This is a genomic window from uncultured Planococcus sp. (genome assembly GCF_947501725.1).
GTDB lineage: Bacteria > Bacillota > Bacilli > Bacillales_A > Planococcaceae > Planococcus > Planococcus donghaensis_C.
The window spans coordinates 88,209-113,608 of the sequence record NZ_CANMXD010000002.1 but is presented as its reverse complement, the minus strand read 5'-3'; the positions used below and the strand labels follow the sequence as shown (position 1 = coordinate 113,608).

The 25,400-nt window shown below is 48.2% G+C and carries 24 protein-coding genes; 8 read left to right on the top strand and 16 right to left on the bottom strand.

Going from position 1 to position 25,400, the window contains the following annotated elements; translation table 11 throughout:
- Positions 1-9 precede the first annotated feature (9 nt).
- The 6 genes from Q0785_RS02890 to Q0785_RS02865 all read right to left on the bottom strand — a co-directional run bounded on the left by Q0785_RS02890 (position 10) and on the right by Q0785_RS02865 (position 7,161).
- Positions 10-825 (bottom strand): carbohydrate ABC transporter permease, encoded by an 816-nt coding sequence (locus Q0785_RS02890; RefSeq protein ID WP_191716359.1) that lies wholly within the window; start codon positions 823-825, stop codon positions 10-12.
- Entirely contained in the window at positions 825-1,685 is an 861-nt protein-coding gene (locus Q0785_RS02885; RefSeq protein WP_223635158.1) for a sugar ABC transporter permease, read from the bottom strand. The genes Q0785_RS02890 and Q0785_RS02885 overlap by 1 nt, the downstream gene beginning before the upstream one ends.
- Before the next feature lie 113 nt (positions 1,686-1,798).
- Positions 1,799-3,103, bottom strand: coding sequence for an ABC transporter substrate-binding protein (locus tag Q0785_RS02880; RefSeq protein ID WP_223635156.1), 1,305 nt, complete (start codon positions 3,101-3,103; stop codon positions 1,799-1,801).
- Between the two features lie 233 nt (positions 3,104-3,336).
- A complete protein-coding gene (locus Q0785_RS02875; protein ID WP_290185399.1) occupies positions 3,337-4,212 on the bottom strand; it encodes an ROK family protein in 876 nt (291 codons plus the stop codon).
- A 22-nt stretch (positions 4,213-4,234) separates the two neighbouring features.
- Positions 4,235-5,824 carry an alpha-glucosidase gene (locus tag Q0785_RS02870; RefSeq protein ID WP_298825135.1) on the bottom strand — a complete coding sequence of 530 codons (1,590 nt, stop codon included), beginning with the start codon at positions 5,822-5,824 and terminating at the stop codon, positions 4,235-4,237.
- Positions 5,825-6,519: 695 nt separating this feature from the next.
- Entirely contained in the window at positions 6,520-7,161 is a 642-nt protein-coding gene (locus Q0785_RS02865) for an alpha/beta family hydrolase (RefSeq protein ID WP_298825133.1), read from the bottom strand.
- 114 nt (positions 7,162-7,275) lie between these two features.
- Between Q0785_RS02865 and Q0785_RS02860 the strand changes: the two genes are divergently transcribed.
- Complete coding sequence (locus tag Q0785_RS02860; protein ID WP_298825130.1) at positions 7,276-7,836, top strand: maltose acetyltransferase domain-containing protein; 561 nt, start codon at positions 7,276-7,278, stop codon at positions 7,834-7,836.
- Positions 7,837-9,139: 1,303 nt separating this feature from the next.
- Here Q0785_RS02860 and Q0785_RS02855 read toward each other — a convergent pair.
- Complete coding sequence (locus Q0785_RS02855) at positions 9,140-10,123, bottom strand: ornithine cyclodeaminase family protein (RefSeq protein WP_298825127.1); 984 nt, start codon at positions 10,121-10,123, stop codon at positions 9,140-9,142.
- Positions 10,124-10,149: 26 nt separating this feature from the next.
- On the bottom strand, positions 10,150-11,460 hold the full coding sequence (locus Q0785_RS02850; RefSeq protein WP_298825124.1) for an MFS transporter: 1,311 nt from the start codon (positions 11,458-11,460) through the stop codon (positions 10,150-10,152).
- Positions 11,461-11,619: 159 nt separating this feature from the next.
- On the opposite strand from Q0785_RS02850, the gene Q0785_RS02845 reads away from it, so the two are divergent.
- Positions 11,620-12,138, top strand: a complete 519-nt coding sequence (locus tag Q0785_RS02845) for an XRE family transcriptional regulator (RefSeq protein ID WP_298825121.1) — start codon at positions 11,620-11,622, stop codon at positions 12,136-12,138.
- A 13-nt stretch (positions 12,139-12,151) separates the two neighbouring features.
- Positions 12,152-12,508 (top strand): DUF1801 domain-containing protein, encoded by a 357-nt coding sequence (locus Q0785_RS02840; protein WP_298825118.1) that lies wholly within the window; start codon positions 12,152-12,154, stop codon positions 12,506-12,508.
- Positions 12,509-13,105: 597 nt separating this feature from the next.
- Here the strand turns inward: Q0785_RS02840 and Q0785_RS02835 are convergent.
- The 5 genes from Q0785_RS02835 to Q0785_RS02815 all read right to left on the bottom strand — a co-directional run bounded on the left by Q0785_RS02835 (position 13,106) and on the right by Q0785_RS02815 (position 17,800).
- Positions 13,106-13,858, bottom strand: a complete 753-nt coding sequence (locus Q0785_RS02835; protein WP_223635133.1) for a class I SAM-dependent methyltransferase — start codon at positions 13,856-13,858, stop codon at positions 13,106-13,108.
- 18 nt (positions 13,859-13,876) lie between these two features.
- A complete protein-coding gene (locus Q0785_RS02830; protein ID WP_223635130.1) occupies positions 13,877-14,161 on the bottom strand; it encodes a DUF5316 domain-containing protein in 285 nt (94 codons plus the stop codon).
- A gap of 849 nt (positions 14,162-15,010) precedes the next feature.
- Positions 15,011-16,033 carry an ABC transporter permease gene (locus Q0785_RS02825; RefSeq protein ID WP_298825105.1) on the bottom strand — a complete coding sequence of 341 codons (1,023 nt, stop codon included), beginning with the start codon at positions 16,031-16,033 and terminating at the stop codon, positions 15,011-15,013.
- On the bottom strand, positions 16,030-16,755 hold the full coding sequence (locus Q0785_RS02820) for an ABC transporter ATP-binding protein (protein WP_298825102.1): 726 nt from the start codon (positions 16,753-16,755) through the stop codon (positions 16,030-16,032). The genes Q0785_RS02825 and Q0785_RS02820 overlap by 4 nt, the downstream gene beginning before the upstream one ends.
- Positions 16,756-17,260: 505 nt before the next feature.
- Positions 17,261-17,800 carry a GNAT family protein gene (locus Q0785_RS02815; RefSeq protein ID WP_298825099.1) on the bottom strand — a complete coding sequence of 180 codons (540 nt, stop codon included), beginning with the start codon at positions 17,798-17,800 and terminating at the stop codon, positions 17,261-17,263.
- A 168-nt stretch (positions 17,801-17,968) separates the two neighbouring features.
- Here Q0785_RS02815 and Q0785_RS02810 point away from each other — a divergent pair, with 168 nt between their 5' ends.
- From Q0785_RS02810 to Q0785_RS02795, 4 genes are all read left to right on the top strand, one after another.
- On the top strand, positions 17,969-18,226 hold the full coding sequence (locus Q0785_RS02810; RefSeq protein ID WP_298825096.1) for an SHOCT domain-containing protein: 258 nt from the start codon (positions 17,969-17,971) through the stop codon (positions 18,224-18,226).
- Positions 18,227-18,255: 29 nt separating this feature from the next.
- Positions 18,256-18,510: a hypothetical protein gene (locus tag Q0785_RS02805; RefSeq protein WP_223635116.1), complete on the top strand. Its 255-nt coding sequence runs from the start codon at positions 18,256-18,258 to the stop codon at positions 18,508-18,510.
- Between the two features lie 100 nt (positions 18,511-18,610).
- Positions 18,611-18,937: a four-helix bundle copper-binding protein gene (locus Q0785_RS02800; RefSeq protein WP_146558115.1), complete on the top strand. Its 327-nt coding sequence runs from the start codon at positions 18,611-18,613 to the stop codon at positions 18,935-18,937.
- A gap of 669 nt (positions 18,938-19,606) precedes the next feature.
- Positions 19,607-21,085 carry an FAD-dependent oxidoreductase gene (locus tag Q0785_RS02795; RefSeq protein WP_298825087.1) on the top strand — a complete coding sequence of 493 codons (1,479 nt, stop codon included), beginning with the start codon at positions 19,607-19,609 and terminating at the stop codon, positions 21,083-21,085.
- A gap of 324 nt (positions 21,086-21,409) precedes the next feature.
- Here the strand turns inward: Q0785_RS02795 and Q0785_RS02790 are convergent, their stop codons facing one another.
- Genes Q0785_RS02790 through Q0785_RS02780 form a run of 3 tightly spaced genes read right to left on the bottom strand, consistent with a single transcriptional unit; the run spans position 21,410 to position 24,480 of the window.
- A complete protein-coding gene (locus Q0785_RS02790) occupies positions 21,410-22,078 on the bottom strand; it encodes a response regulator transcription factor (RefSeq protein WP_298826116.1) in 669 nt (222 codons plus the stop codon).
- On the bottom strand, positions 22,071-23,459 hold the full coding sequence (locus Q0785_RS02785) for a HAMP domain-containing sensor histidine kinase (protein WP_298825084.1): 1,389 nt from the start codon (positions 23,457-23,459) through the stop codon (positions 22,071-22,073). Before Q0785_RS02785 ends, Q0785_RS02790 begins: the two co-directional genes overlap by 8 nt.
- A gap of 34 nt (positions 23,460-23,493) precedes the next feature.
- Positions 23,494-24,480, bottom strand: coding sequence for a F510_1955 family glycosylhydrolase (locus Q0785_RS02780; RefSeq protein ID WP_298825081.1), 987 nt, complete (start codon positions 24,478-24,480; stop codon positions 23,494-23,496).
- A 134-nt stretch (positions 24,481-24,614) separates the two neighbouring features.
- Here Q0785_RS02780 and Q0785_RS02775 point away from each other — a divergent pair, with 134 nt between their 5' ends.
- Positions 24,615-25,223: a YdhK family protein gene (locus Q0785_RS02775; protein WP_223635104.1), complete on the top strand. Its 609-nt coding sequence runs from the start codon at positions 24,615-24,617 to the stop codon at positions 25,221-25,223.
- The last annotated feature ends 177 nt before the right edge of the window (positions 25,224-25,400 follow it).

Below are 25,400 nucleotides of genomic sequence, written 5' to 3'. Positions count from 1 at the left end.
GCTGCCCCCTTATTTTACTGCTCCATCCGATACGCCTTTTATGATTTCACGTTGTGCAATAAAGTAGAAAATGATAACTGGAATGATGGCAAGCGTCAAGCCGGCAAGCGCCAGATGCCATTGTTTCGTATATTCCCCAAAGAAGAAGAACATCTTCAATGGGATTGTCTCGCTTCCCGGGGTGTTGATGACCAATGACGGCAATAAGTAATCATTCCAAATCCAGATAATGTTCAGGATCGCCACAGTCACCGTAATCGGCTTCAGAATCGGGAAGATAATGTACCAGAATACCTGCCAGCGGTTGGCTCCGTCGATTGTTGCTGCTTCATCCAGCGAGCGCGAAACATTGTTCAAGGCGCCGTGGTAAAGGAAAATCGATAGGCTTGCACCGAATCCGAGATACATGAAAATCAAGCCGCCGCGGTTCAGCATTTCAAATTGGCCAAATACCGTCACGAGCGGAATCATGACCGACTGGAATGGAATCAACATCGCTGCAACGAATACAAAAAACAGCACCGTGCTGAGTTTGCTTTTCGCACGGGACAGCGCATACGCAGCCATCGCAGAGAAGACGATGATCAAAACCACGCTGACGATAGTGATCAGCAGTGAATTGAAAAGCGTACGCATAAAATCAAGCTCTTCGAAAGCGGTGATGTAATTATCGAAGTTCCATTCTGCCGGCAGGCTGATGGTATCCATGAATATTTCTTTTTTTGATTTGAACGAGTTGACGAACATGAGATAAAAAGGGGCCAGCCATAAAAGTGCTAATAATCCCCCGAGGACTTCCAGTTTGATGTCCCACTTTTTCCGCATTACATTTCAACCTCCTTGCGTTTGTTCAGATAAACTTGAACAAGAGCGATGATGGCAACGATGACAAAGAATATAACCGCTTTGGCCTGCGCATAGGCGAAGGCATTTTGTGTGAACGCAGTCTTGAAGATTTCCATTGCCACCATTTCAGTTGAGTTGTAAGGTCCGCCGCCTGTCAGCGACAAGTTCTGGTCATACAATTTAAACGAGTTGGACAGCGTCAGGAACATACTGACCGTGAACGCCGGCGCTACCAGCGGGAAGACAATGTAACGGAAACGCTGGAATGTGGAAGCTCCGTCAATTTCAGAAGCCTCCAGCAATTCTTTCGGCATCCCTTCCAAATAAGCGATGTAGATGACCATGATGTACCCCGCCATCTGCCAGCTCATCAAAATAACCAAGCCCCAGAATCCCGTGTCTGTTGTAGACAGCCACCCTTGCAGGCTTTCCATGCCGATAATTTCACCGACACTGGCGAACACTTTGATGAAAATGAACTGCCAAATGAATCCTAAGATCAATCCGCCGATTAAGTTCGGCATAAAGAATGTTGTACGCAATAATTTGCTTGAACGGACGCGTCCCGTCACTAGCAATGCCAGCGACAGTCCGATGATGTTGATCAGGATAACTGAAACAATCGAGAATTTTGTTGTGAACCACAGAGAATCCAAGAACCGCTCATCTTTGAACAAATCAATGTAATTTTGTAAACCGACGAATTCACCAGTTACAATACCGTTCCAGGAAGTGAATGAATAATAAACTCCAAGCAGCATCGGAACGATGACAACCAGCGTTAGCGCAAGTAAAACGGGGGCGAGGAACAACCAATAGGATAAATCTTTTGTACGCATGTAGGCACCTTTCCTTCCTTAACTCATTCCATGAAAGCTCCGGTAACAAAACAAAGTAGCACAGAGGCTACTTTGTTTATCACGCTCATGATGAAAACCGGATTGTTATGTTATTATTCAGCTCTGCTTGTTTTCCAAGCTTCTTTAGCTGATTCGATGACTTCGTCCCAGCTTGCTTCGTCGCTCAAGTATTTTTGGATACTTGCGCCAAGTTCATCTTCACCCCATCCAGTCGGATAGCCCATGAACACCCAACCGATTGTGTTGCCTGACTCGGATGCATCATAAATCGCTTTCGACATTGGATCGGAGATTTTTGAAGTATCGTACCCTTCATAGGCAGGAATGAATTTAAAGTCTTCCACTACCGCTGTTTTTCCAGCGTCTGAAGTATAAAGCCAATCCAAGAATTCTTTTGATTCTCTGATGACATCTTCGTCCGCTTGTTTGTTTACGCCCCAGTACATCGGTACGCCAACCGGTAAGCCTGCGTTATCCAGACCTTCTACAGGAATCGGCATCAGGCCGACACCGCTGTCTGCAAGTTCAGGGTCAATTCCAGCGATTGAGCCGTAAGCCCAGTTTCCTTGTTGGATGATCGCTACACGCTCAAGAGAGAACAATTCTTCGACTTGCTGAGAATAATCAAGGCTCACAGTCGGTTGTTTCGAATATTCGTTTTGCAGATCGACGATTTTCTTGTACCCGTCTGCGTATTTAAAGTCGACAGTTTTTGCGTCAAATGCCGCCAATACATTGTTGTCGAATTCAGGTGCCAAGAATGTATTCGATAAGTGAAGTCCTGTTACCCAGGCTTCTTTTCCTGGGAAAGCAAAAACCGATTCAAGTCCCAATTCGTCTTTTTTCGAATCCAATGTTTTCACAGCTTCTTCAAGTGATGCGAAATCTGTGATCGACGCTGGATCAATTCCAGCTTCTTCAAACAGGCGTGTGTTGTAGATAAAGCCGTATCCTTCTTGGTTATAAGGAAGTCCAAGCACTTCAGATTCAACCGTTACGCCGTCAAGCGTGCCTTCAAGTGCGGCTCCCGCTGCTTTTGTTTCAGCCAAGTCAGACAAATTGTCTTTCCAGTCCGCAACGTCCTGAGGTCCACCGATGTTGAAGATTGCCGGTTCGTTTCCGGATGCAAAGCGTGAACGAAGTGCCGCGCCATAATCTTCTCCGCCTCCGACGGTAGTGATTTCAATATTGACGTCCGGGTTCTCTTTTTCGTAAAGCGCCACTACGTCTTCAAACTGGTCTTTAAATTCCACTTTGAACTGGAAAATATCAACCGTTACCTGATCTTCGCTTCCTGAACCTGAAGCTTCTTCCCCGTCGCTGCTGCACCCCGCCAATACTGCTGCCGACAACATCAATGATGCCACTAACCCCTTGCTGAACTTAAAATCCTTCATCCCAAACTCCCCCTTTTGGTTTTTATGCAATCGTTTGCACAAAGTCGTAAATAAAAATTGGAAACTCTCTGAAGCGTGTTTCCAATAATTAATTATTTGTATCATACCACCATGAAAACGTTTGCACAATATGTAATTTAAAATTATTTCATTTTTTTTTTGCTTAATTTGCGTTTTAGCACGAGCAGAAAAAAGCAGCAACAGCTCTTAGGCCGTCACTGCTTTTCTGCGGATCATTCATTTTCCAACACCAGCAATGCAGCACCTAAAATGCCTGCATCGTTTTCAAAACGCGCCACTTCCACTTGCAACGGATTCAATAACATCGGTTTGAGCTGCCGTTGGAAAGGCTCCATCCATAAGTCCGCTGCTTCGGAAACACCGCCGCCGATAATGACCATTTCCATATCAAATGCTGCCTGCAGGCTGCTGATGACAAGGGCCAAGTCGCCTGTAAACTCTTCCACTACTTTTTTTGCTGCCGGATCTTTCTCCGCATTCTCAAACAGTTCAGGCGGCGTGATGTCCAGCCCCGCTTCGCGGATCCGGCGGCGCAATGCCGTGCCGGAAACGTACATTTCGCTGCAGCCCAGTCTTCCGCATGCACATTTCACGCCATTTGGATAAAGGATCATATGGCCAAGTTCAGCTGCTCCTCCATGAGGGCCGCCGCTCAAAAGCTTTCCGTCCCATAACACGCCACCGCCAAGGCCTGTGCCGAGCGTTAAGACGACCACGCGGTCCAGTCCTTGCGCCGCACCAAACTTCGCTTCCGCAAGTGCGACAACATTTGCATCGTTTTCCACTTCGACGCGCTTTCCTGTTGCCTTCTCCAGCCATTCCTTAACTGGTGTGCCGGTCCAGCCCGGTAATGTTTCCGCAGCATAGATGACTTTGCCTTGCTTCGGATCGACAAAGCCATGTGTGCCGATGCCGATTGCATCGATTTCTGGCCTCGCCTCCAGCATGCGCAGGATATTCGCTTCCAGATACGGGTACAACGGAATCTCGGTTGGAATCTGTTCGTCGTATAAAATCTGTCCCTTGTCATCAATGACACCCATGCGGACTTTTGTTCCACCAATGTCGACGCCTAATACGTTTGCCATAGCTTTTCCTCCATTTACGCTTTTATTTGTAATAAACAACCGCTTCGTACGGTCTCAACAAAATATCCCCTTCACCGGCATCAGCTGAGTAATTGCCGATCAGCACATGGCCTTCAGGGCGAGCTGCCGCTTTTGGCTGGTCCGAAAAATTGCAGTAAACCGTCAGCAATTCATCATTCCATGAACGCGTGTAGGCAAACAGTTCATCGTCTTCGCGGTACTGCAGTTCAAAATTGCCGTGCGTGATGATGTCCATGTCTTTGCGGAAACCGATCAGTTTTTTGTAATACTGATAAATCGACTCTGGATCTTTATGCTGCAGAGCATTGATTTCCGTGTAATTCGGGTTCACTTTCAGCCAAGGCGTCCCGGTTGTAAATCCGCCGTTCGGCTCAGCCGACCATTGCATCGGCGTCCGGGCGTTGTCGCGGCTTTTAACATGAATTTTCTCCATAATGACAGCGTGCGGAATACCGGCTTCGCTTTTTTCCGCGTACATATTCACTGTTTCGATGTCTTTGTAATCGGCAATCGAATCAAAGCGCACATTGGTCATCCCAAGTTCTTCGCCTTGGTAAATATAAGGCGTTCCTTGCATAAAATGAAGGCATGTAGCGAGCATCTTCGCCGATTCCACACGGTAGTCCGTGTCGTTGCCGAAACGGGAAACGATGCGTGGCTGGTCGTGGTTGTTCCAGTATAAACTGTTCCAGCCTTCATCATGGAGGCCATGCTGCCATTTTTCCAAATTCTCTTTCAAGTCCGTCAATTTCAGCGGCTTCAAATCCCATTTCTCGCCAGACGCCTGATCGAGCCCCATATGTTCAAATGTAAAAATCATATTGAGTTCGCGGTTTTCTGCAGCCGTGTACTCGCGCGCTTCTTTCGGCGTTGTGCCCGGCATTTCACCGACCGTAACAATATCGTATTGCGACAGCACCTGCTGGTTCATTTCTCTCAAGTAGGTGTGGACATTCGGACCATTCATGAATTGATGGCTGCCGTCGCCGCCCGGTGCATCATGCATGACCGGCACTTTTGAAATCATGTTGATGACGTCCATGCGGAAGCCATCTACCCCTTTATCGAGCCACCAACGCATCATTTCGTAGACCGCCTCACGCAATTCCGGATTGTCCCAATTTAAATCCGGCTGCTTTTTGGAAAATAAATGCAGGTAATACTGGCCGCGTTCTTTCTCGAATTCCCATGTCGAGCCACTGAAGAATGAACGCCAATTCGTCGGCTCGTCGCGCCATATGTAAAAGTCCGGATGATTTTTGAACCATTCGTGTTCGTCGGACGTATGATTGACGACAAGATCCATAACGAGCTTCATGCCGCGAGCATGAACCCCTTCCAACAATTCGTCAAAATCCGCCATGGTGCCGAATTCTTTCATGATCTGGTAATAATCGCGGATGTCATAGCCGTTGTCATCGTTCGGTGAATCATAGACCGGCGACAGCCAAAGGATATCCACACCAAGCTCATGCAAGTAATCAAGTTTTTGAATAATACCGCGAATATCGCCGATGCCGTCTCCATCCGAATCCATGAAACTCCTCGGATAAATTTGATACACCGTCGACTTTTTCCACCATTCTGCCATCAAAATCCCCTCTTCCCCTTAAAGTGAATATTATTCTAACATCATACATGAATTTGCAGAATTGCCAACTAAATGTTGGCGATGTCTCCATTTTCGCATGAACTTCGATTTAAAATAGCTCAAAGTTTATAGCATGTTTTGGTGGGATGCTTTTATGGAGTTTCTTTTCCTGTAGAAACGCGGATTGTTCATGTAGAAACCTTACTTATTCATGTAGCGACGCGTTTTGTGCTTGTAGAAACTCGATAACTTCCGGTAGAGAGTGACGATTTCAGTAGAAACGTTGATTGTTCATGTAGAACAGTCGACTCTTCATGTAGCAGCGCGTTTTGTGCTTGTAGAAAGCCGGCGAATTCCGGTAGAGTGTGGCAATTCCGGTAGAAACGCTGACTCTTCATGTAGAAACCTTACTTATTCATGTAGCGAGGCAAATTGCGCTTGTAGAAACCCAGCAACCTCCTGTAAAGAGTGGTAATCCCGGTAGAAACGCGGATTGTTCATGTAGAACGCTCAATTCATCATGTAGCGAAGCGACTTGTGCTGGTAGAAGCCCGGTAACATCATGTAGAGAGTGATGATTACGGTAGAAACGCCGATTCGTCATGTAAAAGCCTCGCCTCGTCATGTAGCGAGGCGACTTGTGCTGGTAGAAGCCCATCAAAAAAACCGACCGCAATTACACGGACGGTTTCCCATTAAAAGTTCTTGATCCCAGCGATGATCTGCTTCAAGGCATCGATGGATTTGAGTGGATCATTTTCACAATCCAATCGGTGGTTGATATCCGGCAACAAGGTCGACTCCAAGTTCGGATTGGTTTTCAGCAATTCGAATGCACCCGGCGAGTAGTAGCGATCTTTGTCGCCGATATAGCATTGCGCCGGATTTTTGCTATTGACCATTGTATTGAGGACTTCTTGCTGGTTCAATAACGGCGTCACCCAAATGGCTTTGGCTTCGCTGAATTCAGAACGTCTCATTTCGGCGCTCATCGCAATGGTGCCAAGTGATTTTCCAATCAGGTAAAATTCCTGATAGTTTCTGCCTTTCAGCGCTTCACTGATCACCAGGCGCACATCATGGACAATCGCTTCGGACAGTTCCTTCATGGTGAAATCATTGTACGCTTTGTCCGTGTACTGGTAATTGACCCGCAGGACATCGTAGTTTTCATTTAAAAAAATCTCTTCTGCAAAATGGAACAACGGACTCTTTGCGGTATATCCGGCACCCGGCAAAAAGATGGCCAATTTTTTCGTGTAATCTTCCGTCAACACGACCGTGTAAGGAACCTCAATTCCTTTGTAGCCGGTGACTTTGTTGTCAATCGCTTTCATAACTCCCACTCCTGTCTCTCTCTATTATAAAGAATATTCCATAAGTTTACTAAATATTTTCTGAATTAGCTATGATACAATCGATTTACCATTATTTTCGCAGGAGGTTGACGAATGAAAACGGAAAAAGAAAAGATGCAGGCGGGTGAAATGTACGACCCGCAGGATTCCGAATTGCGCCAAAACCGTATGAACGCCCGTCGGCTCAGTCGTTTGTTCAACGAAACCACTGAAATGGATGGCCAGGACCGAACCACCCTGCTGAAAAAACTATTCGGCTCGACCGGCGAACTCCTCCATGCTGAACCGACCATCCGCTGCGATTACGGTTTCAACATCCACGTCGGTGAAAATTTCTATGCCAATTTCGATTGTGTATTTCTGGATGTCTGCGAAATCCGGATCGGCGACAACTGTATGATTGCACCAGGTGTCCACATCTACACGGCGACCCATCCGCTCAATCCAGCAGTCCGCAATTCCGGCAGAGAATTCGGCAAGCCGGTCACCATCGGCCATAATGTCTGGATCGGAGGCCGCGCTGTCATCAACCCCGGTATCACGATCGGCGACAATGCGGTCATCGCTTCGGGTGCTGTCGTCACTAAAGATGTGCCTGCCAATTCCATCGTCGGCGGCAATCCCGCAAAAGCCATCGGCCATATCGAAGAATAAAAGCAATGCGCTTCCGGCGTATTGCTTTTATCTTTGTTTTTAATCTCCGCGAGGATTCTGTTCAGTCTGTTGATGGAATAGAACTCTTTTTTGTCTACCCGTGATCCAGCCCCGGGTACAATTTCGTTGCCAGTTTGGTACGGCTGCTAAAGCTGCATCTTATCGCTTACTATTGAAATTTCGCAGCTGCTTTCCATCATTATACAAAAACACCATGAAGAGAGTAACTTTTTCATGTAAATTCTTTATATTTATTTGTAAACCTTGTTTTATTATAAATGCGCTTTAATGTTGTGGATTTGCATTAAATTGCAGTGTGACGAAATTTGTTTTTGTCCCTAAGAAGCAGGCACCTTTTTCTTCTAATGAACAAACTCTAACCAGACAGCGATACAACTTAGTGAAACGCAGTTTGCGCAAGCGAACTGCTTCTTTTGATGGGCTTGAACTTGGATGGTGGGAACTACTAGTAGCGGACATCCCCATAGAGACGGAAAAAATTCATGTAGAAGTTGCTGAATCTCATGTAGAAAGCCATATTTTTCATGTAGCCGCATCAAGTTCATGTAGGAGCTTGAAAACTTCATGTAGAAACTCGTAAACTTCACATTGGAGACTCAAACTCTTATGTAGAACCCCGGATTCGTCATGTAGCCACACGATATTCATGTAAGCATTCGAGAACTTCATGTAGAAACTCATAAACTTCACATAGAAGCTTCGAATCCTCTTGTAGAAACCTGTATTCGTCATGTAGCCACGCGATATTCATGTAAGGATTCGAGAACTTCAGGTAGAAACTCGTAAACTTCACATTGGAGACTCAAACTCTCTTGTAGAAACCTGTATTCGTCATGTAGCCACACGATATTCATGTAAGCATTCGAAAACTTCATGTAGAAACTCGTAAACTTCACATAGAAGCTTCAAACTCTCTTGTAGAAACCTATATTCGTCATGTAGCCACGCGATATTCATGTAAGCATTCGAAAACTTCAGGTAGAAACTCGTAAACTTCACATTGAAGACTCAAACTCTCTTGTAGAAACCTGTATTCGTCATGTAGCGACGCAACATTCGTATAAGAGCTCGAAATCTTCATGTAGAAACTCGTAAACTTCACATAGAAGCTTCGAATCCTCTTGTAGAAACCTGTATTCGTCATGTAGCCACGCGATATTCATGTAGAAGCTCGAAATCTTCAGGTAAAAACCAAAAATCTTCTCCTAAACACCTAAAACCTTCACTTTAAAAATCCCGCAAGCGCAAATTGCCGCTTACGGGATGCTCCTTAAACTCAACTTTACAACTCGACGTCTGTTCCCGCTCCGCTCGCTTTAGCTTTACTGTAGACGCCTTTGGCGACGGCTAAGTCGAAATAAGCGGCGCCGACGCATTTGAAGAAAGTGATTTCGGATTCTGCTTCACGTCCGGCAATGTCGCCGGCAACCAATTGCGCAAGTTCTGCATGCAGCTGGTCGAATGACCAGGCACCGCTGTTCGCGCTGTGGATGAGCTCGCCTGCTTCATCTTTGACGCCGGCGATGTCATCTGCAACGATTTTATTCGCGCGCAGGATGGTCGTTTCATCCATTTCGCGCATACTCGGCAAATAGGAGCCGACGCCGTTGATGTGTGTGCCTGGCTTCAAGTCTTCTCCATTAAAGACCGGCTCGTTCGACCGCGTAGCACAGCAGATGATGTCTGCCTGCTGGACCGCTGACGAAACGATGGTTTCGACCGTATACGGAATTTCCACACCGAATGCCACGAGGCGCTCACCGAAGCGTTCCGCTTTTTCCGGTGTCCGGTTGACCAGGATGATTTTTTCGATCGGCCGTACAGCGAGTACACCCAGCACTTGCTCGAATGCCATCGCGCCAGTACCGATGACGGTCAGTACACGGCTTTCCTTGCGTGCCAACAGATCGGTCGCGATGCCACTGAGCGCTCCTGTACGCAAACGGGTTAAATACGAAGCCGTCATCATGGCGACATGCTCGCCGTTGTCGCCGTCCGATAGCAGGATGACGCCCTGGGTAGTCGGCTTGCCTTGCGCCGGATTTTCCGGGAAGATGGTGACGATTTTGACGCCTGAGATTTTATTCGCCATATCCGCACTTGGCATGTACAGCGCTGATGCCTGCCGTTCCGGAAAATCAAGGACGGTGCGATGCGGGCTGTTGATTCCCCCCTGCTGCTTGGCGCGCAGCATTTCCGTCACGTCACGGATGGCATCCGCCATATGGTATTGCTGCTGAATCTGCTGTTCATTGATGATAAGCATGTAAAGCCTCCTAAAAAATAAGCCGCCTAAACGCGGCTTTCTTTTGTTACTAGTGTTGGTTGTGGCTGAGCTTGTTTGCCGCTCAAATCCTTTACTGCCCAGATAGACAATAACGAAATGACGGCTGTCAAGATGATGTAAAGCGCTACCGGTACGTAAGAATTATCGAATGTGGCCAGCAGGAATGTGGCGACTAAAGGCGCCGTTCCTCCTGCCAAAGCTGCACCAATCTGGTAGCCTAACGTCACTCCCGTGTATCGTACTTTGGCATCAAAAATTTCTGAGAACATGGTGCCAAGAACTGCGGTGATCGGCGCCCAGATGATACCAAGTCCGATAATCGTTGCAACGATCAATAAGGTTACAGATCCTTGTTGCAACATCCAAAAGTACGGGAATGCGAATAGAGCCATTGCCACTGATCCCGTGACGTACATCTTTTTACGGCCAATACGATCGGACAATGAACCCATGATTGGAATCAAAATCGTCGTGATGACAGTCGCGATCATCACGGCCGCCAAAGTAGCTGTTCTCGAAAATTCAAGGTTTGTTGTCGCATACGATACCACGAAAGTTCCGAAAATATAGAACGGCGCTGTTTCGACAACTTTTGCACCGATGGCAATCAACACTTCACGCCAATGGTATTTCAAGGTATCCACAATCGGCAACTTCGGAATTTCTCCTGATGCCTGAACCGCCTTGAACTCGGGAGTTTCATCAATACCTTTACGAATCCACAGACCAAAGACCACAAGGAACGCACTCAAGATGAACGGTACACGCCAGCCCCAGCTCATGAACGCCGCTTCCGGCAATAAAGTCATGATGTATAATGCTAAAGTTCCCATCACCATCCCGATAGTGACGCCCATCTGAGGGATACTGCCAAAAAATCCGCGTCTTTCAGGAGGTGCATATTCAGTCGCAAGCAACAATGCTCCTCCCCACTCGCCGCCGATGCCAAGACCCTGAATCAGGCGAAGTGTAATCAGCAGGATTGGTGCCGCGACGCCGATTGCCTGATAGGTCGGCAGGAGCCCCATGGCAAATGTTGCAAAGCCCATTAAACTTAAAGTGATGACCAACGTCTTTTTGCGGCCGATACGGTCGCCGATATGGCTGAAGATGATGCCGCCGAATGGACGGATAAAGAATGATAGTGCGAAAGAAGCGTAAGCGAGCATCAGCCCAACCGTTGGATCTTCATTGACGAAAAACAATTGATTGAACACCAATGCCGCCATTGTTCCATATAAGAAATAATCAAACCATTCAATCGAACTCCCCACGAGACTTGCCGTTAAAACTTTACGTGTTTGCTTTTTATCCATCTTATTTCCCCCTTACGAATAAATTGAAGTGACACTTTAATTCTCCCTTTCAACAGTTTAGTCAGTTAGCAATATTCTGTCAATATCCTGTCACAATTTTATTTCTCCTCTATCTACGGTATGATGAAGGCAGAACATTTAGCAAAGAGGGGTTTCTCCATGTCTGACGGAACGATTGGGATTACATTAAAAAGCCTTCGCAAGGAGCGGAAGATGACCTTGAAAGAGCTGGCGGAGAAGACCGATGTCTCCATCAGCTTCCTGTCGCAGGTCGAGCGCGGCAAGTCGAGCGTGACATTGGAGTCGCTGCGTAAAATAGCAGATGCCTTGAATGTAGATCCCAGTTTGTTTTTTACGAATGAAAGCGAGGAAATCGATTGGGCCACACGCCTCGAACGGTTTTATTACAAAGATCTGTCGCAAGGCGTTAACGAAGCAAACTTCGTGCCGATGCTGGTGACTTTGAAACCAGGCGATTCAGAAGGCAACCCCTTCGCCCACAGCGGATATGAATTCCTATTCGTTGTGGATGGGGTGTTGACTGTCGAAGTCGAAGGCGAACGCACCGAGCTCGCACCACAGCAGTCGACCCTGTTTGATGCACGCAAAAAGCATTATTGGTTCAACTTAACAGAACAAGATGTACGGTTTTTACTGGTATCATCCAAAACGAATTAAGGGGAGTCCGTCTATGCATCCGATCAAAGATCCGCAAGTAGATGAATTTATCGAAGGCTTGGAAAGTCCGACACAGGAAATCGTGGCGCAGCTTCGCACATTGGTATTTGAGGCTTATCCGGAGATGGACGAAGGCTTTAAATGGTCCAAGCCGAGCTATGCTAAAGAAGGGCTCGTGTGCTATATGCAAACCGCCAAAAGCCACGTCAATTTCGGCTTTTACCGCGGCGCGGAACTTCGCGATGAATCCAACCTGCTGGAAGGCGACGGCAAAAAGATGCGCCATGTCCGGCTGAACCGAACCGACGAAATCCGGACCGACGAACTGAAGCTGCTGATCTGGGATGCAGTGGAATTGAATAGGAAATAGAGAAAAGCGGAGGCGCCTGTTCAGCTCTGACAGGGGTAAGACGATCTGGCGAAGCGGCATGTTTTCAGCCGCACAGCCAGAGTGGCTTACATCCCGAAGAGCTAGGCGCCGGAGTCTGGACAATACGAAAAGCGGAGGCAGCCGTGTAGCTCCGACAAGCGCTGGAAGCCTTGCCGGTAATGGCGTTCTTCTGCCATTGCCGGAAAGGCTGAAGCGACTCGAGGGGCTGGCTGCCGGAGTCTGGACAATACGAAAAGCGGAGGCGCCTGTTCAGTTCTGACAGGGGTAAGACGATCTGGCGAAGCGGCATGTTTTCAGCCGCACAGCCAGAGTGGCTTACATCCCGAAGAGCTAGGCGCCGGAGTCTGGACAATACGAAAAGCGGAGGCAGCCGTGTAGCTCCGACAAGCGCTGGAAGCCTTCCCGGTAATGGCGTTCTTCAGTCATTGCTGGAAAGGCTGAAGCGACTCGAGAGGTTGCTCCCGGAGTCTGGACAATAGAGAAAAGCGAAGGCAGCCGTTAAGGCTTGCTAGACAAAGAGATGAAAACTACATATTTAACCAATAGAAAAAACGAGGCGAATTCCGCCTCGTTTTTCTATTTTACCGCTTCAAAAGTAATAATGGAGTCTGCATTTTTTGGGTACTCACCAAATTGGTAGCCTGTTGAAACGCTGATTTCGTTGAAACCGATTCCTTCAAGTATGGTTTTGAATTCCTCGACACCATACCAGCGCATCGGATAACGCTCGAGTTCCGTCTCGATCAATCGGCCATCGCGCCAACGTTCATAACGTCCTTGCGAAACGAAATACTGCTGGATCCAATCAACTTCGATTTTCTTGCTTTCCACAGTCAGCGTGTCGCCGTTAGCAGCCTGCCACGTTCGAGTCGAAGTTTTCTCGATCTCGATGTTTGAAGGCACATGCAAATCGACGATCAAACGGCCGCCTGTCTCCAAATGGCTGTAGAAATTCTGCAATGCCTGCAGCGATTTTTCGCGTTCGTGGAGCAACAGAAATGTCCCTGTTGGAATGACGATGGCCGCGTACTTTGCATCAATCGAGAACGACTCCATTTTTGCGTTGAACAATTTTGGTGCCAGTCCCCGCTCTTTGCAGTTTCTGCGGCATACTTCAATCATTTCCTCCGATAAATCAAAGCCGTCGACTTGATATCCTTTTTCCAGTAACGGAACAAGCAAGCGCCCAGTTCCTGAGGCCGGCTCCAGGATTCGCCCTTTGCACGAAGCCAGCCGCTCCATATAATATTCGATGTCCCCAAATGAACTGCCGATCGGCTTATCGAGGTCATAGACTTCAGATGATAACCTGCTGTAATACCCTAACAACTCCTCACCCCATCCGCTTTATGAAATCATAGCTAAGTTCACGATAACGGCGATGATATTCGGTACAGCTAACAATACCCAATTTTTCATCTTCGTCACACGTTGTTGCTTTTCCCGGCGCTTTTCTGAACTTGTTGTTCTTGACGACTTGTTCTTGCCAGTTCCCAATGCCAACACGCCCCAAATCAATGCGACGCCGGCAACGATGCCGCTAATGATATAAACCAACGACCAGTCGTTCATCAAATACGCAATCAATACGCCAATTAAAGCGATGACTGTTCCAATTAGAAAATGTTTCATGCTATTTTCTCTCCTTTAGATACTGTGAATTATTTAAATTTCTCCAACACATCAATTTTATCAAATGTAGCCTGCCAGAGGTAGCTGTTGGCGCTTATTTTTGAATTCCATATGATGGTTTTGGATGGCTAGATGATGGCTTGGAGTTTCAAAGTGAGATTTTCTCCTTGCTACACGAAAATTAAGCGTTCTTACACAAATTTGGTCTGGGTATATGAACTTTTGTTGTGGCTACATGAGAGTTTGAAGCTTCTACATGAACTTTTTGAATCCTTACATGAATTCTATCTCTCTACATGATGAGTTCGAATCGCTAAATGACAGTTTGCCGTTTCAAAGTGAAATTTTCTAGCTTCTACATGAAAATTGAGAGTTCTTACATGGCTTTGTTATGGCTACCTGAAAAATACGGGTTTCTACATGAACATCTGAGACTCTTACATGAATCTTTTGGATTCTTACATGAACTCTATCTTTCTACATGATGGTTTTGGATGGCTACATGATGAATTATGGTTTTAAAGTGAAGTTTTCCACCTTCTACATGAACTTTTCGAACTCTTACATGAATATTGGATGGCTACATGAAAGTTTTCATTCTATACATGAACTTCCTACTCCTCTACAGCAACTTTCCATCTCTCTATCTTACACTTTTCCTCCCCCACACATATTCATGCGGCCGGACTCTATCCTCCCCTCATACCACCAGTTCAAGAGCGCGAACTGCTCTCCCCTAATCGAAATAGCTGATTTTCTTTAGCCGCCTCTTTTCGCTTAAAAAATCATCAAAAGCTAAATTTCATTATATAAAAAGCTGTCCGCGGCAGCGAACAGCCCTGTTTTATTTCATAGCTTGCGGTAACGCTTCAAAGCGATGATGTTCAGGAAGATGAAAATCGCCGCAAAAGTAGCGAGCGCCAGCAGATTGCCGGTTACGTCCGTCAACCCTTCCCCTCTGTACATGATGGCTTTCAGGGCATCAGCCGCGTAGTACAGCGGCATGATGCGGCTGATGTTCTGCAGCCAATCGGCCATTCCTTCGAGTGGAATGATGCCAGCGAAGAAGATTTGCGGGACCACGACAACTGGGATGAACTGGACCATCTGGAATTCTGAAGATGCGAAAGTCGACAGCAGTATCCCGAGGGACAATGCCACTAAAGCCAGCATCAAGTTGACGATGATGACATGCCAAACCTGTCCGACCATGACCATATCCAATACCTGAATCGAGTAGAACACGACGATGACGGTTTGGATGATGGCGAAAATGCCAAAGCCGATCAGATAAGCCAAAACGATTTCCCAGCGCCGGATCGGTGTTGCCAGCAACCGCTCCAAGGTTCCGGAGACCCGCTCTTTCAGCAAACCGATTCCAGAAATCAAAAATACGAAAAAGAAGACGAAAAAGCCGACCAGTATCGGACCAAGAACATCAAAGAACTCGGTTTCTGCATCTCCATAGATGTATTCCGCATCGATGCTCGCGGGTGCCGAAGTTCCGCTTTGCATGGCTGCTGCCTGCGTGATTTGCATCAATAAAACCCTCGATGTACTTGGGTCATTATTTTCCAGCGTGATTTGGAATCCACCTTCATCCACTTCCAGTAAACCGTCGAGTTCATCTGTGATGATGGTTTGCCGGTCAGCCTCGTTGTAGGAAATGACATCAATCGATGCATTTTCCAAAGCGGCCACAAGCTGGACGTTACCTCCGACAACGCCGAGCTGCGGGTTTTCATTGTCACCGTTGAAAAAGAAATACATCAAGGTCAGAACGATGAGCGGCGCAAAAAACAGCAGCGCCATTGTCCGTTTGTCACGAAGCAGCTGCAGCATGATCCGTTTGATTAAAACTGGAATTCTCATAGCGCACCTCTCCCCGCCTGCAAAAAGACACCTTCCAAATCAGCTGCACCGTATACCTTCTTCAATTCAGCCGGTGTGCCGGAAGCCAGAATTCCGCCTTCACGCACAAGGGCGATACGGTCGCATTTTTCCGCTTCGTCCATGACATGGGTCGTTACGATGATGGTCTTGCCCTGCTCTCTTTTTAAGAGCATCAACTCACTCCAGATCGACAGCCGGAGTTCCGGATCGATGCCGACGGTCGGTTCATCGAGAATCAGGATTTTCGGATCATGAACCAATGCAATTGCCAATGATAATCGCCGCTTCATACCACCTGAGTACGCAGAGACCTTCTTGCCCAGTTCATCGGTCAACTGGACCAAATCTGCTGCATAGGCGATTCGTTCTTTTAAACGGGACTTTTTCATTTTATAGAGTGAAGCGAAAAAACTTAAATTCTCTTTGCCGGTCAGTTCCGGATACAGCGCGTCCGATTGCGCCATATAGCCAAGGTCCTGCAGCAACAAAAGATTGGGCACCCGCTTGCCGAGAACCTCAACCGTCCCGCTGCTCGGTGAATCGATGCCGACAATCATCTTCACCAGCGTGGTTTTCCCCGATCCCGACGGTCCGATCAACCCAAAAATCTCACCGCCCGCAATTTGCAGATCCACCTGATTGAGGATCTCCGTTTTGCCATAAGCTTTGCTGAGCTTGTTGATGGAGATGCTGCTGTTCATGTGCATTCCCTCCAGTCGAAATAAAAGCTTGCTATTACTTCGTATTCTACGCTCATTTCAAAAAAAGCAAAGCAGCGAGTGTGCTGCTTTGCTTTTTTTATTGGGAGTGCCGGAGCTTAATGGGCGCCTCCGCTTTTCTTGGTGTCCAGCTCCGGCGCCCAGCTCTTTGGGTCATAAGCCAACCCTATGTCCAGTTGCAAGTGCCTAACTCTTCTGGTCATAAGTCAACCCACCTGAGTGACAAAGGACGCCACTCTGCTGGGCTGCCTTATGCCGGTCAGAGCTGACCAGGCACTTTCACTTTTCGTGCTATGCGGCAAAGAACGCCGCTTCGCCAGATCGTCTTATGCCTTTCGGAGCTGAACGGCCGTTTCCGCTTTTCTAGTTGTCCAGACTCCGGCGCCCAGCCCTTTGGGTCATAAGCCAACCCGGCTATGCGGCAAAAAGCGCCACTTCGCCGGTCTGTCTTATGCCCGGCAGAGCTACATGGGCGCCTCCGCTTTTCTTATCCCCATTCAGACGCGAGCATGCCATATACCACATGGTCGACGTAACGGTCGTACAGCCATTCGGCCTGGCGGATGGTGCCTTCTTCTGTATAGCCGAGACGTTCAGGGATGCTGCGGCTTTTGTGGTTGCCGACCGCTGCACGGATTTCGACTTTATTGAGTTTAAGGTCAGTTAACGCATAATCGGTCAGCGCTTTGGCGACGCGTGTCATGATGCCTTTCCCCTGATATTCCTGGCCAAGCCAATAGCCGATATAAGCGGTTTTGTTGGCCTGGTTGATGCTGTTGAATCCGCCGATTCCAGCAACTTCGCCTTTGTAGAGGATGACTGCTCCCAGACTTTTGCCTTCGACAAAATTACTGCTGCCGGATTTAATGAATTCTTGGGTATCTTTCAATTCCGTAGTGAAATCCAGCCATGGCAGCCATTCTTTCAGATGGTCACGTGATGCGTCAGTCAGCTGGAAAATTCGTTCTGCATCACGCATTTCCTGCAATTTGAGTGATAGATCTTCGTCAATTTTATGTACGAACATAGAAATTCCTCCTTTTATAGGTAAATATATCGTAGCATAACTATCAGAATTTTCCATTCGTATTTATTCCTTTATCAATTCTTCATTTGTTCTCATATTCACTGGGGTAAACGTGTAAAATGAACTTATAACGAAGCGTGACTTTATTTCAAAGAGGAGCGTGATAACGTGGAATTTATCGATGTGAATTCTCTGGATCTGGGAATTCCATTATACCTATGGATGCTGTTGTTCCTGATTTTTCTGGTGATAGCGTTTATTGGATTGGTGGTCTACACCAGCCGTAAAGGCATGCCCCGTGATATTTTGCCTCCTCAGAACAAACAATCAAAGCTGCTGAAAGAGCAGTATGACAGAGGCGAAATTAGTGAAGAAGAGTTTCAGAAGCGCATGAAAAATTTGGAGACACCGCCGAAAAAAAGATAACATTCATTAAAGAAAGGAAGTTGAAGGCAATGGGAGAATTTTTCACCCCTGGAAACCAGGCGCTTGGCGTGACCATCGCTGTTACATTTATCGTGCTGTTGGTTGCGATTGGGACCGCTCTTTGGTTCACATTGATCAAAGCACGAAATAAATCAGCACAAACCGAACCAAGCGAAACGAATAAAGCGGCTGAAGCGCTGCGTCAAAGCTATGTCAATGGCGAAATCAGTAAAGAGGAATATGAAGAACAGCTGCGTAATTTAAAAGGGCCACCGGAAAACTGATTGTGCAGATTTTATGGACTTTCTCAATTTTCGTTTAATTGACAATTTAAAGGGAAACCAGAAAGGGACAGAACAAAATCTGAAACTGGAGGTTTTACTGATGGCACATGAACAACATGCAGAACTGATTAAAACCTTGCACGATTGCGCAGCAGCGTGCAACCACTGTTTTGACGCTTGCCTACAGGAAGATGACGTGAAGATGATGGCACAATGTATTCGTCTGGACCGCGAATGCGCAGATATTTGTGCATATCTGGAACATGCGATTACACGCAACTCACCGTTTGTAGCTGAGTTGGCGCAGGCATGCGCGGTTATTTGTGAAGCATGCGGCGACGAATGTGCAAAACATGACCACGACCACTGCCAGAAATGTGCAGAAGCTTGTAAGAAATGCGCAGAAGCTTGCCGCAACGTAGCATAATTTTCATATCGAAAGCCCGGCTGCTGGGAATTCCCCGGCAGCCGGGCTTTTGTATTGGCAGGGTGAGTGGATTTTCGCCATAATGATAGAAAAGCAAAGGCGCCCATGTAGCTCTGCCGGGCATAAGACAGACCGGCGAAGCGGCGTGTTTTCAGCCGCATAGCTGGGTTGGCTTATGACCCAAAGAGCTGGGCGCCGGAGCTGGACACCGAGAAAAGCGGAGGCGCCCATGTAGCTCTGCCGGGCATAAGACAGACCGGCGAAGTGGCGTGTTTTCAGCCGCACAGCCGGGTTGGCTTATGACCCAAAGAGCTGGGCGCCGGAGCTGGACACCGAGAAAAGCAAAGGCGCCCATGTAGCTCTGCCGGGCATAAGACAGACCGGCGAAGTGGCGTGTTTTCAGCCGCACAGCCGGGTTGGCTTATGACCCAAAGAGCTGGGCGCCGGAGCTGGACACCGAGAAAAGCGGAAACGGCCGTTCAGCTCCGAAAGGCATAAGACGATCTGACGAAGCGGCGTTCTTTGCCGCATAGCCAGAGTGGCTTATGACCCGAGGAGCTGGCCGTTGCAGCTGGACACCAAGAAAAGCGGAGGCGCCCATTAAGCTTCCCCACAAAACTAAAAAGTTAAGACTTAGATTTTCTTCAGCAACCAAAGGGGTGGATTCGGATGACACGAACAGTATTGGTGATAGGCGCCGGCATCGGTGGATTGACCGCGGGTTCATTGCTCGCAAAAGCAGGATGGCCGGTGACGCTGCTTGAAGCTTCTTCGGAACTTGGCGGCTGCGCCGGTAAATTCAAACGCAACAAGTATTTATTTCCCGCTGGCGCCACGCTCGGGATGGGCCTTGAACCGGGCGGCATCCACGACCGCGTCTTCCATTACCTCGGCAAACCGATGGCCATCGAACCACTCGAGCCTGTCATGGAAATGGTCCATCCGGAAGCGACCTTCGTGTTCCATAAAGACCGTGCCCGCCATGTCGATGGCATCGCAGCGCATTTCCCCCAGCACGGCGACGCCATCCGTGCGTTCTACAAGGAAATTCACCACACCGCCGCCATTGTCCGGACCTTGATGGATCCGCTCCCTTCCCTGCCTCCTGCAACGGCACATGAATGGACATTCCTCGCAAAATCCATGCGTCCCAAGCACATTAAGCTCCTGCCTTTCTTCAATCAAACCCTCGGACAGCGGCTGAAAAAACATGGACTTGGTGACTTGCAGGAATTCCGCCACATGCTTGATGGTCTTTTGATCGACAGCATGCAGACCGGCAGTGAAGATGTGGCGTATTTATTGGCGGCGGTGGCGCTTGATATTTATCACGAAGGCGCATATTACGTGCCTGGCGGCTTGTACCGCTTTTCCGAATTGATGGGCGACAGCCTGAAAGAAAATGGCGGCGTGCTGAAAAAACGGCGCACGCTTGAAAAGCTGGAACGGCGGGGCGATCTTTGGATGGCGACCGATCATCGCGGCAATGTCTACGAAGCGACGGATGTCATTCTAAATATTCCGATCCAGCAGCTTCCGAAGATTATGGCCACGGAACTGGTGTCCAAGCTGAAGGTTTCTTTGCGTGACGGCATTGCCGGAGAAACCTGGACGACGCTCACCCTGTATCTCGCAATCGAATCAAGAAAGCTAAAAGAACCGTTGCCTCCTTTCCGACAGATTTCAACAGGGGACGGGCTTGCTGAAGGCGGCCATTTCTTCATGTCTTCGTCTGTTCCGGGTGATGAGCTGCGCGCTCCTGAAGGCTTCCAGACCGTGACGATTTCCACGCATTCCCGTGTTGAAGAGTGGGACACTCAGGAAAAATACGAAGAAACGCGGGCGGTTTTAACGGAGCGAATGCTCCAGGCCATTCAGGGGCTTATCCCTGAATTCCGCGATGCGGTTATCCATATGGAAAGCGGTGCACCGAAAGCGTGGGAACGTTTCGCCGGCCGGCCGAACGGTTTTGTTGGCGGCTTTCCTCAAACTTTGGATGCAGCTCTGTTCAATTCCATTTCGCACCATTCCGGTTTGCCGAATCTCTATGTCTGCGGCGACCACATTTTCCCGGGCGGTGGAACGATTGGGGCGGCGGCCAGCGGAATCCATGCCGCCCGGTCGGTGTCGGGCGAGCGATTGGTGTAGGTTTTTGGTTTTTGAGAGAAGAACAGCCAGATTTTGACGAAAAAGCCTTATGCCGGGCATTTATATGCGCTCGGCTCGGCTCAGCATTCCTATTCCGGGTGGTCCGGCGAATTTGAAGTCGTTCAGGGAGATTTGCAACCGTTCAGAATGATTTCCAATCGTTCAAATGAATTTACGTGCGCTCAGCCGAATTTGCAGTCGTTCAACAAGATTTGCGAACGATTAGGACCACAACCACCCCTAACTGAATACCCAAAAAAAGCATGGCAGAAAGAACTTGCCATGCGAAAAAAACCGCTGCAGAAAATTTCTGCAGCGGTTTTTCTAATTGACCCATTTATAACCGATACCCCACACCGTCAGGAAATGTTCGTCGATCGGAAAGCCGGCCTGCCGAATTTTCTCGCGAATGTTGCGGACATGCGAATCGACTGTGCGCCCTTCCGTTTCCGAGTCGAAGCCCCATATCAATTCCAGCAGACGATCGCGCTCGAAGACTTTATTGGGATTTTTCATCAGGAGACCGAGCATTGAAAATTCTTTTGGTGTCAGATGGATGGGTCTCCCATGGTAATTCAATTCGAAACGGTCCTCTTCCCAGACCAAGCCGTCCAATTCGATGCGCTTTGCAGGGGTGCTGCGGCGCAGCAAGGCTTCCATCCGCGCAAGCAGCTCCTCTTCGCCAAAAGGTTTGGTCATATAATCGTCTGCTCCAAGACGCAGGCCTTTGACGATGTCTTCCTGCTGCTCACGGGCCGTCAGCATGATGATCGGTATATTGGAGGATTTACGGATTTCCCGACACACTTCCCAACCATCCATATCCGGCATCATGATATCCAACAGCACCAGATCGAACACTTCATTATTCAACAAATCCAGCGCCTGTTTGCCGCTATCAGCTTTTGTACAGGCATAATCATGCGGCCGCAAATAAAGCGCCACCAGATCGAGCATCCGTTTTTCATCGTCCACCAGCAGCACTTTATGAATGGTCTCCACCCCTTTTCAATCGGATAGTAACAGCCGTTCCTTTGCCGAACTGGCTGTCGATGCGGATCCGTCCACCATGCGATTCAACGATTTCCTTGGCAATCGCCAGGCCGAGTCCAGAACCGCCACGTTCGCGCGATCTCGATTTTTCCACTCGGTATAACCGGTCAAAAACAAAAGGCAGCTCTTCTTCAGGAATCCCCTGCCCTTCATCGCTGATACGGATGGCGATGCCGTTCACTTCCTGACAGCATTCCACCGTCACGCGGTCGCCTGCTGAGGAATGCTTACGGGCATTGTCCAGAATGTTCAACAGCACCTGCTGAATACGCTCAGAATCGATGAAGGCCTGCACCTCATCTCCGCAGCTGATGGACAGTTCAATTTTCTCCTCATCAAATGCGGATTTGACCAATACCGCTACCGACTTCAATAATTCTGCAATGGAGACATTTTTTTGTTCAATCGTAAATTGATTGCGGTCCAGCTTCGCCAAGTCGAATAAATTCCCGACCAGCAGGGTTAAGTGAGCCGCCTCTTCACGGATAATGCCCATATACTCCTCGCGTTCCCGCTCCGTGGTGTCCGGCCGGTCCAGAATGTCGGCATAGCCTTTGATATAGGTAAGCGGCGTCCGCAATTCATGCGAAATACTGGATAGGAATTCATTGCGGGCATTTTTCAGCCGGTCGAGATCCGTCGATAATTTGGTGATGGCATTCGCCAACTCCCCCAGTTCATCGTTTCGGTCAGTCGTCAGATCCACTTGGTTATTGCCTTGGCTCAATTGCTCGGTCGCTTCCTTCATGCGAATCAGCGGCAAAGTGATCAGACGAGACAGCAAAAGAATCGTGATGATGGTCAAAATGACCGTAATGATGCCGACCAGGAGAAATTGGTTTTTCAGATGGCCGATGATGCGCTCGATATTGTCGGTCGGCGCAAACATGAAGACATGGCCCGCGTGCACTCCATCAATCGTAATCGGACTGTCTGTCGCGATATAACGCTTGTCCTGCCAATCTTCTTCTATTATCTCCCCGTCAATCGACGTATCTTCAAAATCAGTATGCCTTAGAATTACCAGCATTTCAGGTTCCAAGGCATCCGAATTGACCATGACCTCGCCTGCTTCGTCTGTAATTACCACAATAAAATCAGAAGCCGATTCCATCATGCCGACATGGGCAAGCGTCATATCCTCAAAACTGTCTTCCAACACATCACTGTGCGTCTCACCCCGTGCCAATAAATTCTCCATCACTTCGTCGACGCGTTCATTGACCAGGGTAAAGTAAAGCGTCGCAAACAAAAACGCTTCAATGATTAAGATAAAGATAAAAAACAATAAGCCAATTTTCAAGGATAATTTATTGAACATACGAACCTCCGCCGTTACAAAACATTTTTCACCATCATTCTACTTGTCCGGCATTCAAGATTTGGTTCCAACTGCCTCCCCCGTCTTCGGAAATGAAAGCATGGCCAGCCGCTGTATAGATGGCGAGCTCATCCGTGTTGGATGGATTTTCTGCGATATACAGGATGCCATCCTCCGGCAGATCTGGCAATTCGAGTGCCTGTTGTTCGCCGTTTTCCCAAGTATACGTGATAAGCTCAGCTTGTGTACCGTATGTCGCATAATACAATGCGCTCTCTCCGAAGAACACAGCGGTTCCGTAAATCCCCTCTTCCGTCACCGGAGTGAAGCTGTCACCGCCGTCTTCAGACAGAAAAATCCCTTCCGTGGTAGCCGCAGCAATCAATTGCGAATCATCCGGATGCATCGCAAAAGAAGAAACTTCGCCATCGAGTCCTGCTCCTTCCACCTCTTTCCATTCTTTCCCTTCATCTTCACTCCGGAAATAGCCCGGCCCCATCTGTGAATTTTCCTGCGGATTCATGACAAAGAGGTGATGGCTGCGATAGCCGACCGCCATGCCATGGAAATCGGTTTCCCCTTCAAAACCCATGTGGTCGAGTGAGCGGCCGCCGTCTTTACTGCGCTGTATGCCGATCGGATTCTGCATCATCGATCCAGGACCTGGGTGGCCGGATGTAAAAAAGCCGTCATCGACTGCGTTGAAGCCCATGTAATCATGGAAATGTTCACTGGTTTCCAGCCATTCCCCGTCGCGGTAAATCTTCAAACCATGATGCGATGCAAAATACAGCCCTTCCTCATTTTCGATAAAGCCCATACCGTGGACATGGTCCATGCGGCCATCGAACCCGACTTCAAAATCCTCTGAAGTCTCGGCAGTTCCATCTGTTTCGTTGGTTTCAGCGGCTTCATTATCCACAGCGGTTCCTGCTTCTGGCGGCTCCGGCACATCATCTTCTCCACATCCTGCAAGCAGCAGGCCCGTTAGAAGCGGTGCCACTATCCATTTTCTGTTCATCTCAATCGTCCTCCCGTCGTTCAACTTTCTATTATTGTACTAGAAAAGTTTTGATTTTTTGTGCAGATTCTGCACAGTATTTGCACACTATGTGGGTACAGTGTACAGACTATAGTGAAGAAAGAGGGATTTCAATGACAAAGAATAAATTTTTGTTGATGACGATGTCAACTTTAACCGCGATTACGTTAGCGGCATGTGGAGATACGGAAGAAGACGCGGTAAACCCAGCCGATCCGGACAATCAGGTCGAGATGACTGAAGAAATGGATGAAAATATGGATGAGGAAGATATGGGGCATGGAGGCATGGAACATTCCAGCGATGGAGAAGTGCCGGAAGGGCTGGCCGAAGCTGAAAATCCAACATTTGAAGTTGGCAGCCAGGCAATCATGAGTGCAAATCATATGCCCGGCATGGATGGGGCTGAAGCGACTATCACCGGTGCCTACGACACGACCGTTTACGCCTTGAGCTTTACACCGACTACCGGCGGCGAGCCGGTCGAAAACCATAAATGGGTCATCCACGAAGAGTTGGAGGATGCTGGCGATACGCCCCTTTCAGCCGGTGATGAGGCCGTCATTGCCACAGACCATATGGAAGGCATGGAGGGCGCCACTGCCATCATCGATTCTGCCGAAGAAACCACTGTCTACATGGTCGACTTTACAACGACCGATACTGATGAAGCCGTCACCAACCACAAATGGGTGACCGAAAGTGAATTATCTGCACAATAAATGAGACATCTCCTGCGTTTTTGCGCGGGGGATGTTTTTTTTGTCTTTGGATGAACAGATTTCCTAAGCATAGCTGTGTTTTTCGTGTCTTCATCCGGTTTGTGGGCGTTCCGATGGATTTATGGGCGGTCAGCGAAATTTATGGGCGTTCAGGAGATTTTATGGGCGCTCGGCCGA

Bases quoted from the DNA above. Each gene is read 5' to 3' on its own strand.
- Q0785_RS02780 (WP_298825081.1), bottom strand. From the start codon at position 24,480: ATGAACAGAAAATGGATAGTGGCACCGCTTCTAACGGGCCTGCTGCTT.
- Q0785_RS02845 (WP_298825121.1), top strand. From the start codon at position 11,620: ATGTCTGACGGAACGATTGGGATTACATTAAAAAGCCTTCGCAAGGAG.
- Q0785_RS02875 (WP_290185399.1), bottom strand. From the start codon at position 4,212: ATGGCAAACGTATTAGGCGTCGACATTGGTGGAACAAAAGTCCGCATG.
- Q0785_RS02890 (WP_191716359.1), bottom strand. From the start codon at position 825: ATGCGGAAAAAGTGGGACATCAAACTGGAAGTCCTCGGGGGATTATTA.
- Q0785_RS02870 (WP_298825135.1), bottom strand. From the start codon at position 5,824: ATGGCAGAATGGTGGAAAAAGTCGACGGTGTATCAAATTTATCCGAGG.
- Q0785_RS02860 (WP_298825130.1), top strand. From the start codon at position 7,276: ATGAAAACGGAAAAAGAAAAGATGCAGGCGGGTGAAATGTACGACCCG.
- Q0785_RS02830 (WP_223635130.1), bottom strand. From the start codon at position 14,161: ATGAAACATTTTCTAATTGGAACAGTCATCGCTTTAATTGGCGTATTG.
- Q0785_RS02850 (WP_298825124.1), bottom strand. From the start codon at position 11,460: ATGGATAAAAAGCAAACACGTAAAGTTTTAACGGCAAGTCTCGTGGGG.
- Q0785_RS02785 (WP_298825084.1), bottom strand. From the start codon at position 23,459: ATGTTCAATAAATTATCCTTGAAAATTGGCTTATTGTTTTTTATCTTT.
- Q0785_RS02820 (WP_298825102.1), bottom strand. From the start codon at position 16,755: ATGAACAGCAGCATCTCCATCAACAAGCTCAGCAAAGCTTATGGCAAA.
- Q0785_RS02805 (WP_223635116.1), top strand. From the start codon at position 18,256: ATGGGAGAATTTTTCACCCCTGGAAACCAGGCGCTTGGCGTGACCATC.
- Q0785_RS02855 (WP_298825127.1), bottom strand. From the start codon at position 10,123: ATGCTTATCATCAATGAACAGCAGATTCAGCAGCAATACCATATGGCG.
- Q0785_RS02840 (WP_298825118.1), top strand. From the start codon at position 12,152: ATGCATCCGATCAAAGATCCGCAAGTAGATGAATTTATCGAAGGCTTG.
- Q0785_RS02880 (WP_223635156.1), bottom strand. From the start codon at position 3,103: ATGAAGGATTTTAAGTTCAGCAAGGGGTTAGTGGCATCATTGATGTTG.
- Q0785_RS02800 (WP_146558115.1), top strand. From the start codon at position 18,611: ATGGCACATGAACAACATGCAGAACTGATTAAAACCTTGCACGATTGC.
- Q0785_RS02795 (WP_298825087.1), top strand. From the start codon at position 19,607: ATGACACGAACAGTATTGGTGATAGGCGCCGGCATCGGTGGATTGACC.
- Q0785_RS02865 (WP_298825133.1), bottom strand. From the start codon at position 7,161: ATGAAAGCGATTGACAACAAAGTCACCGGCTACAAAGGAATTGAGGTT.
- Q0785_RS02775 (WP_223635104.1), top strand. From the start codon at position 24,615: ATGACAAAGAATAAATTTTTGTTGATGACGATGTCAACTTTAACCGCG.
- Q0785_RS02825 (WP_298825105.1), bottom strand. From the start codon at position 16,033: ATGAGAATTCCAGTTTTAATCAAACGGATCATGCTGCAGCTGCTTCGT.
- Q0785_RS02885 (WP_223635158.1), bottom strand. From the start codon at position 1,685: ATGCGTACAAAAGATTTATCCTATTGGTTGTTCCTCGCCCCCGTTTTA.
- Q0785_RS02815 (WP_298825099.1), bottom strand. From the start codon at position 17,800: ATGTTCGTACATAAAATTGACGAAGATCTATCACTCAAATTGCAGGAA.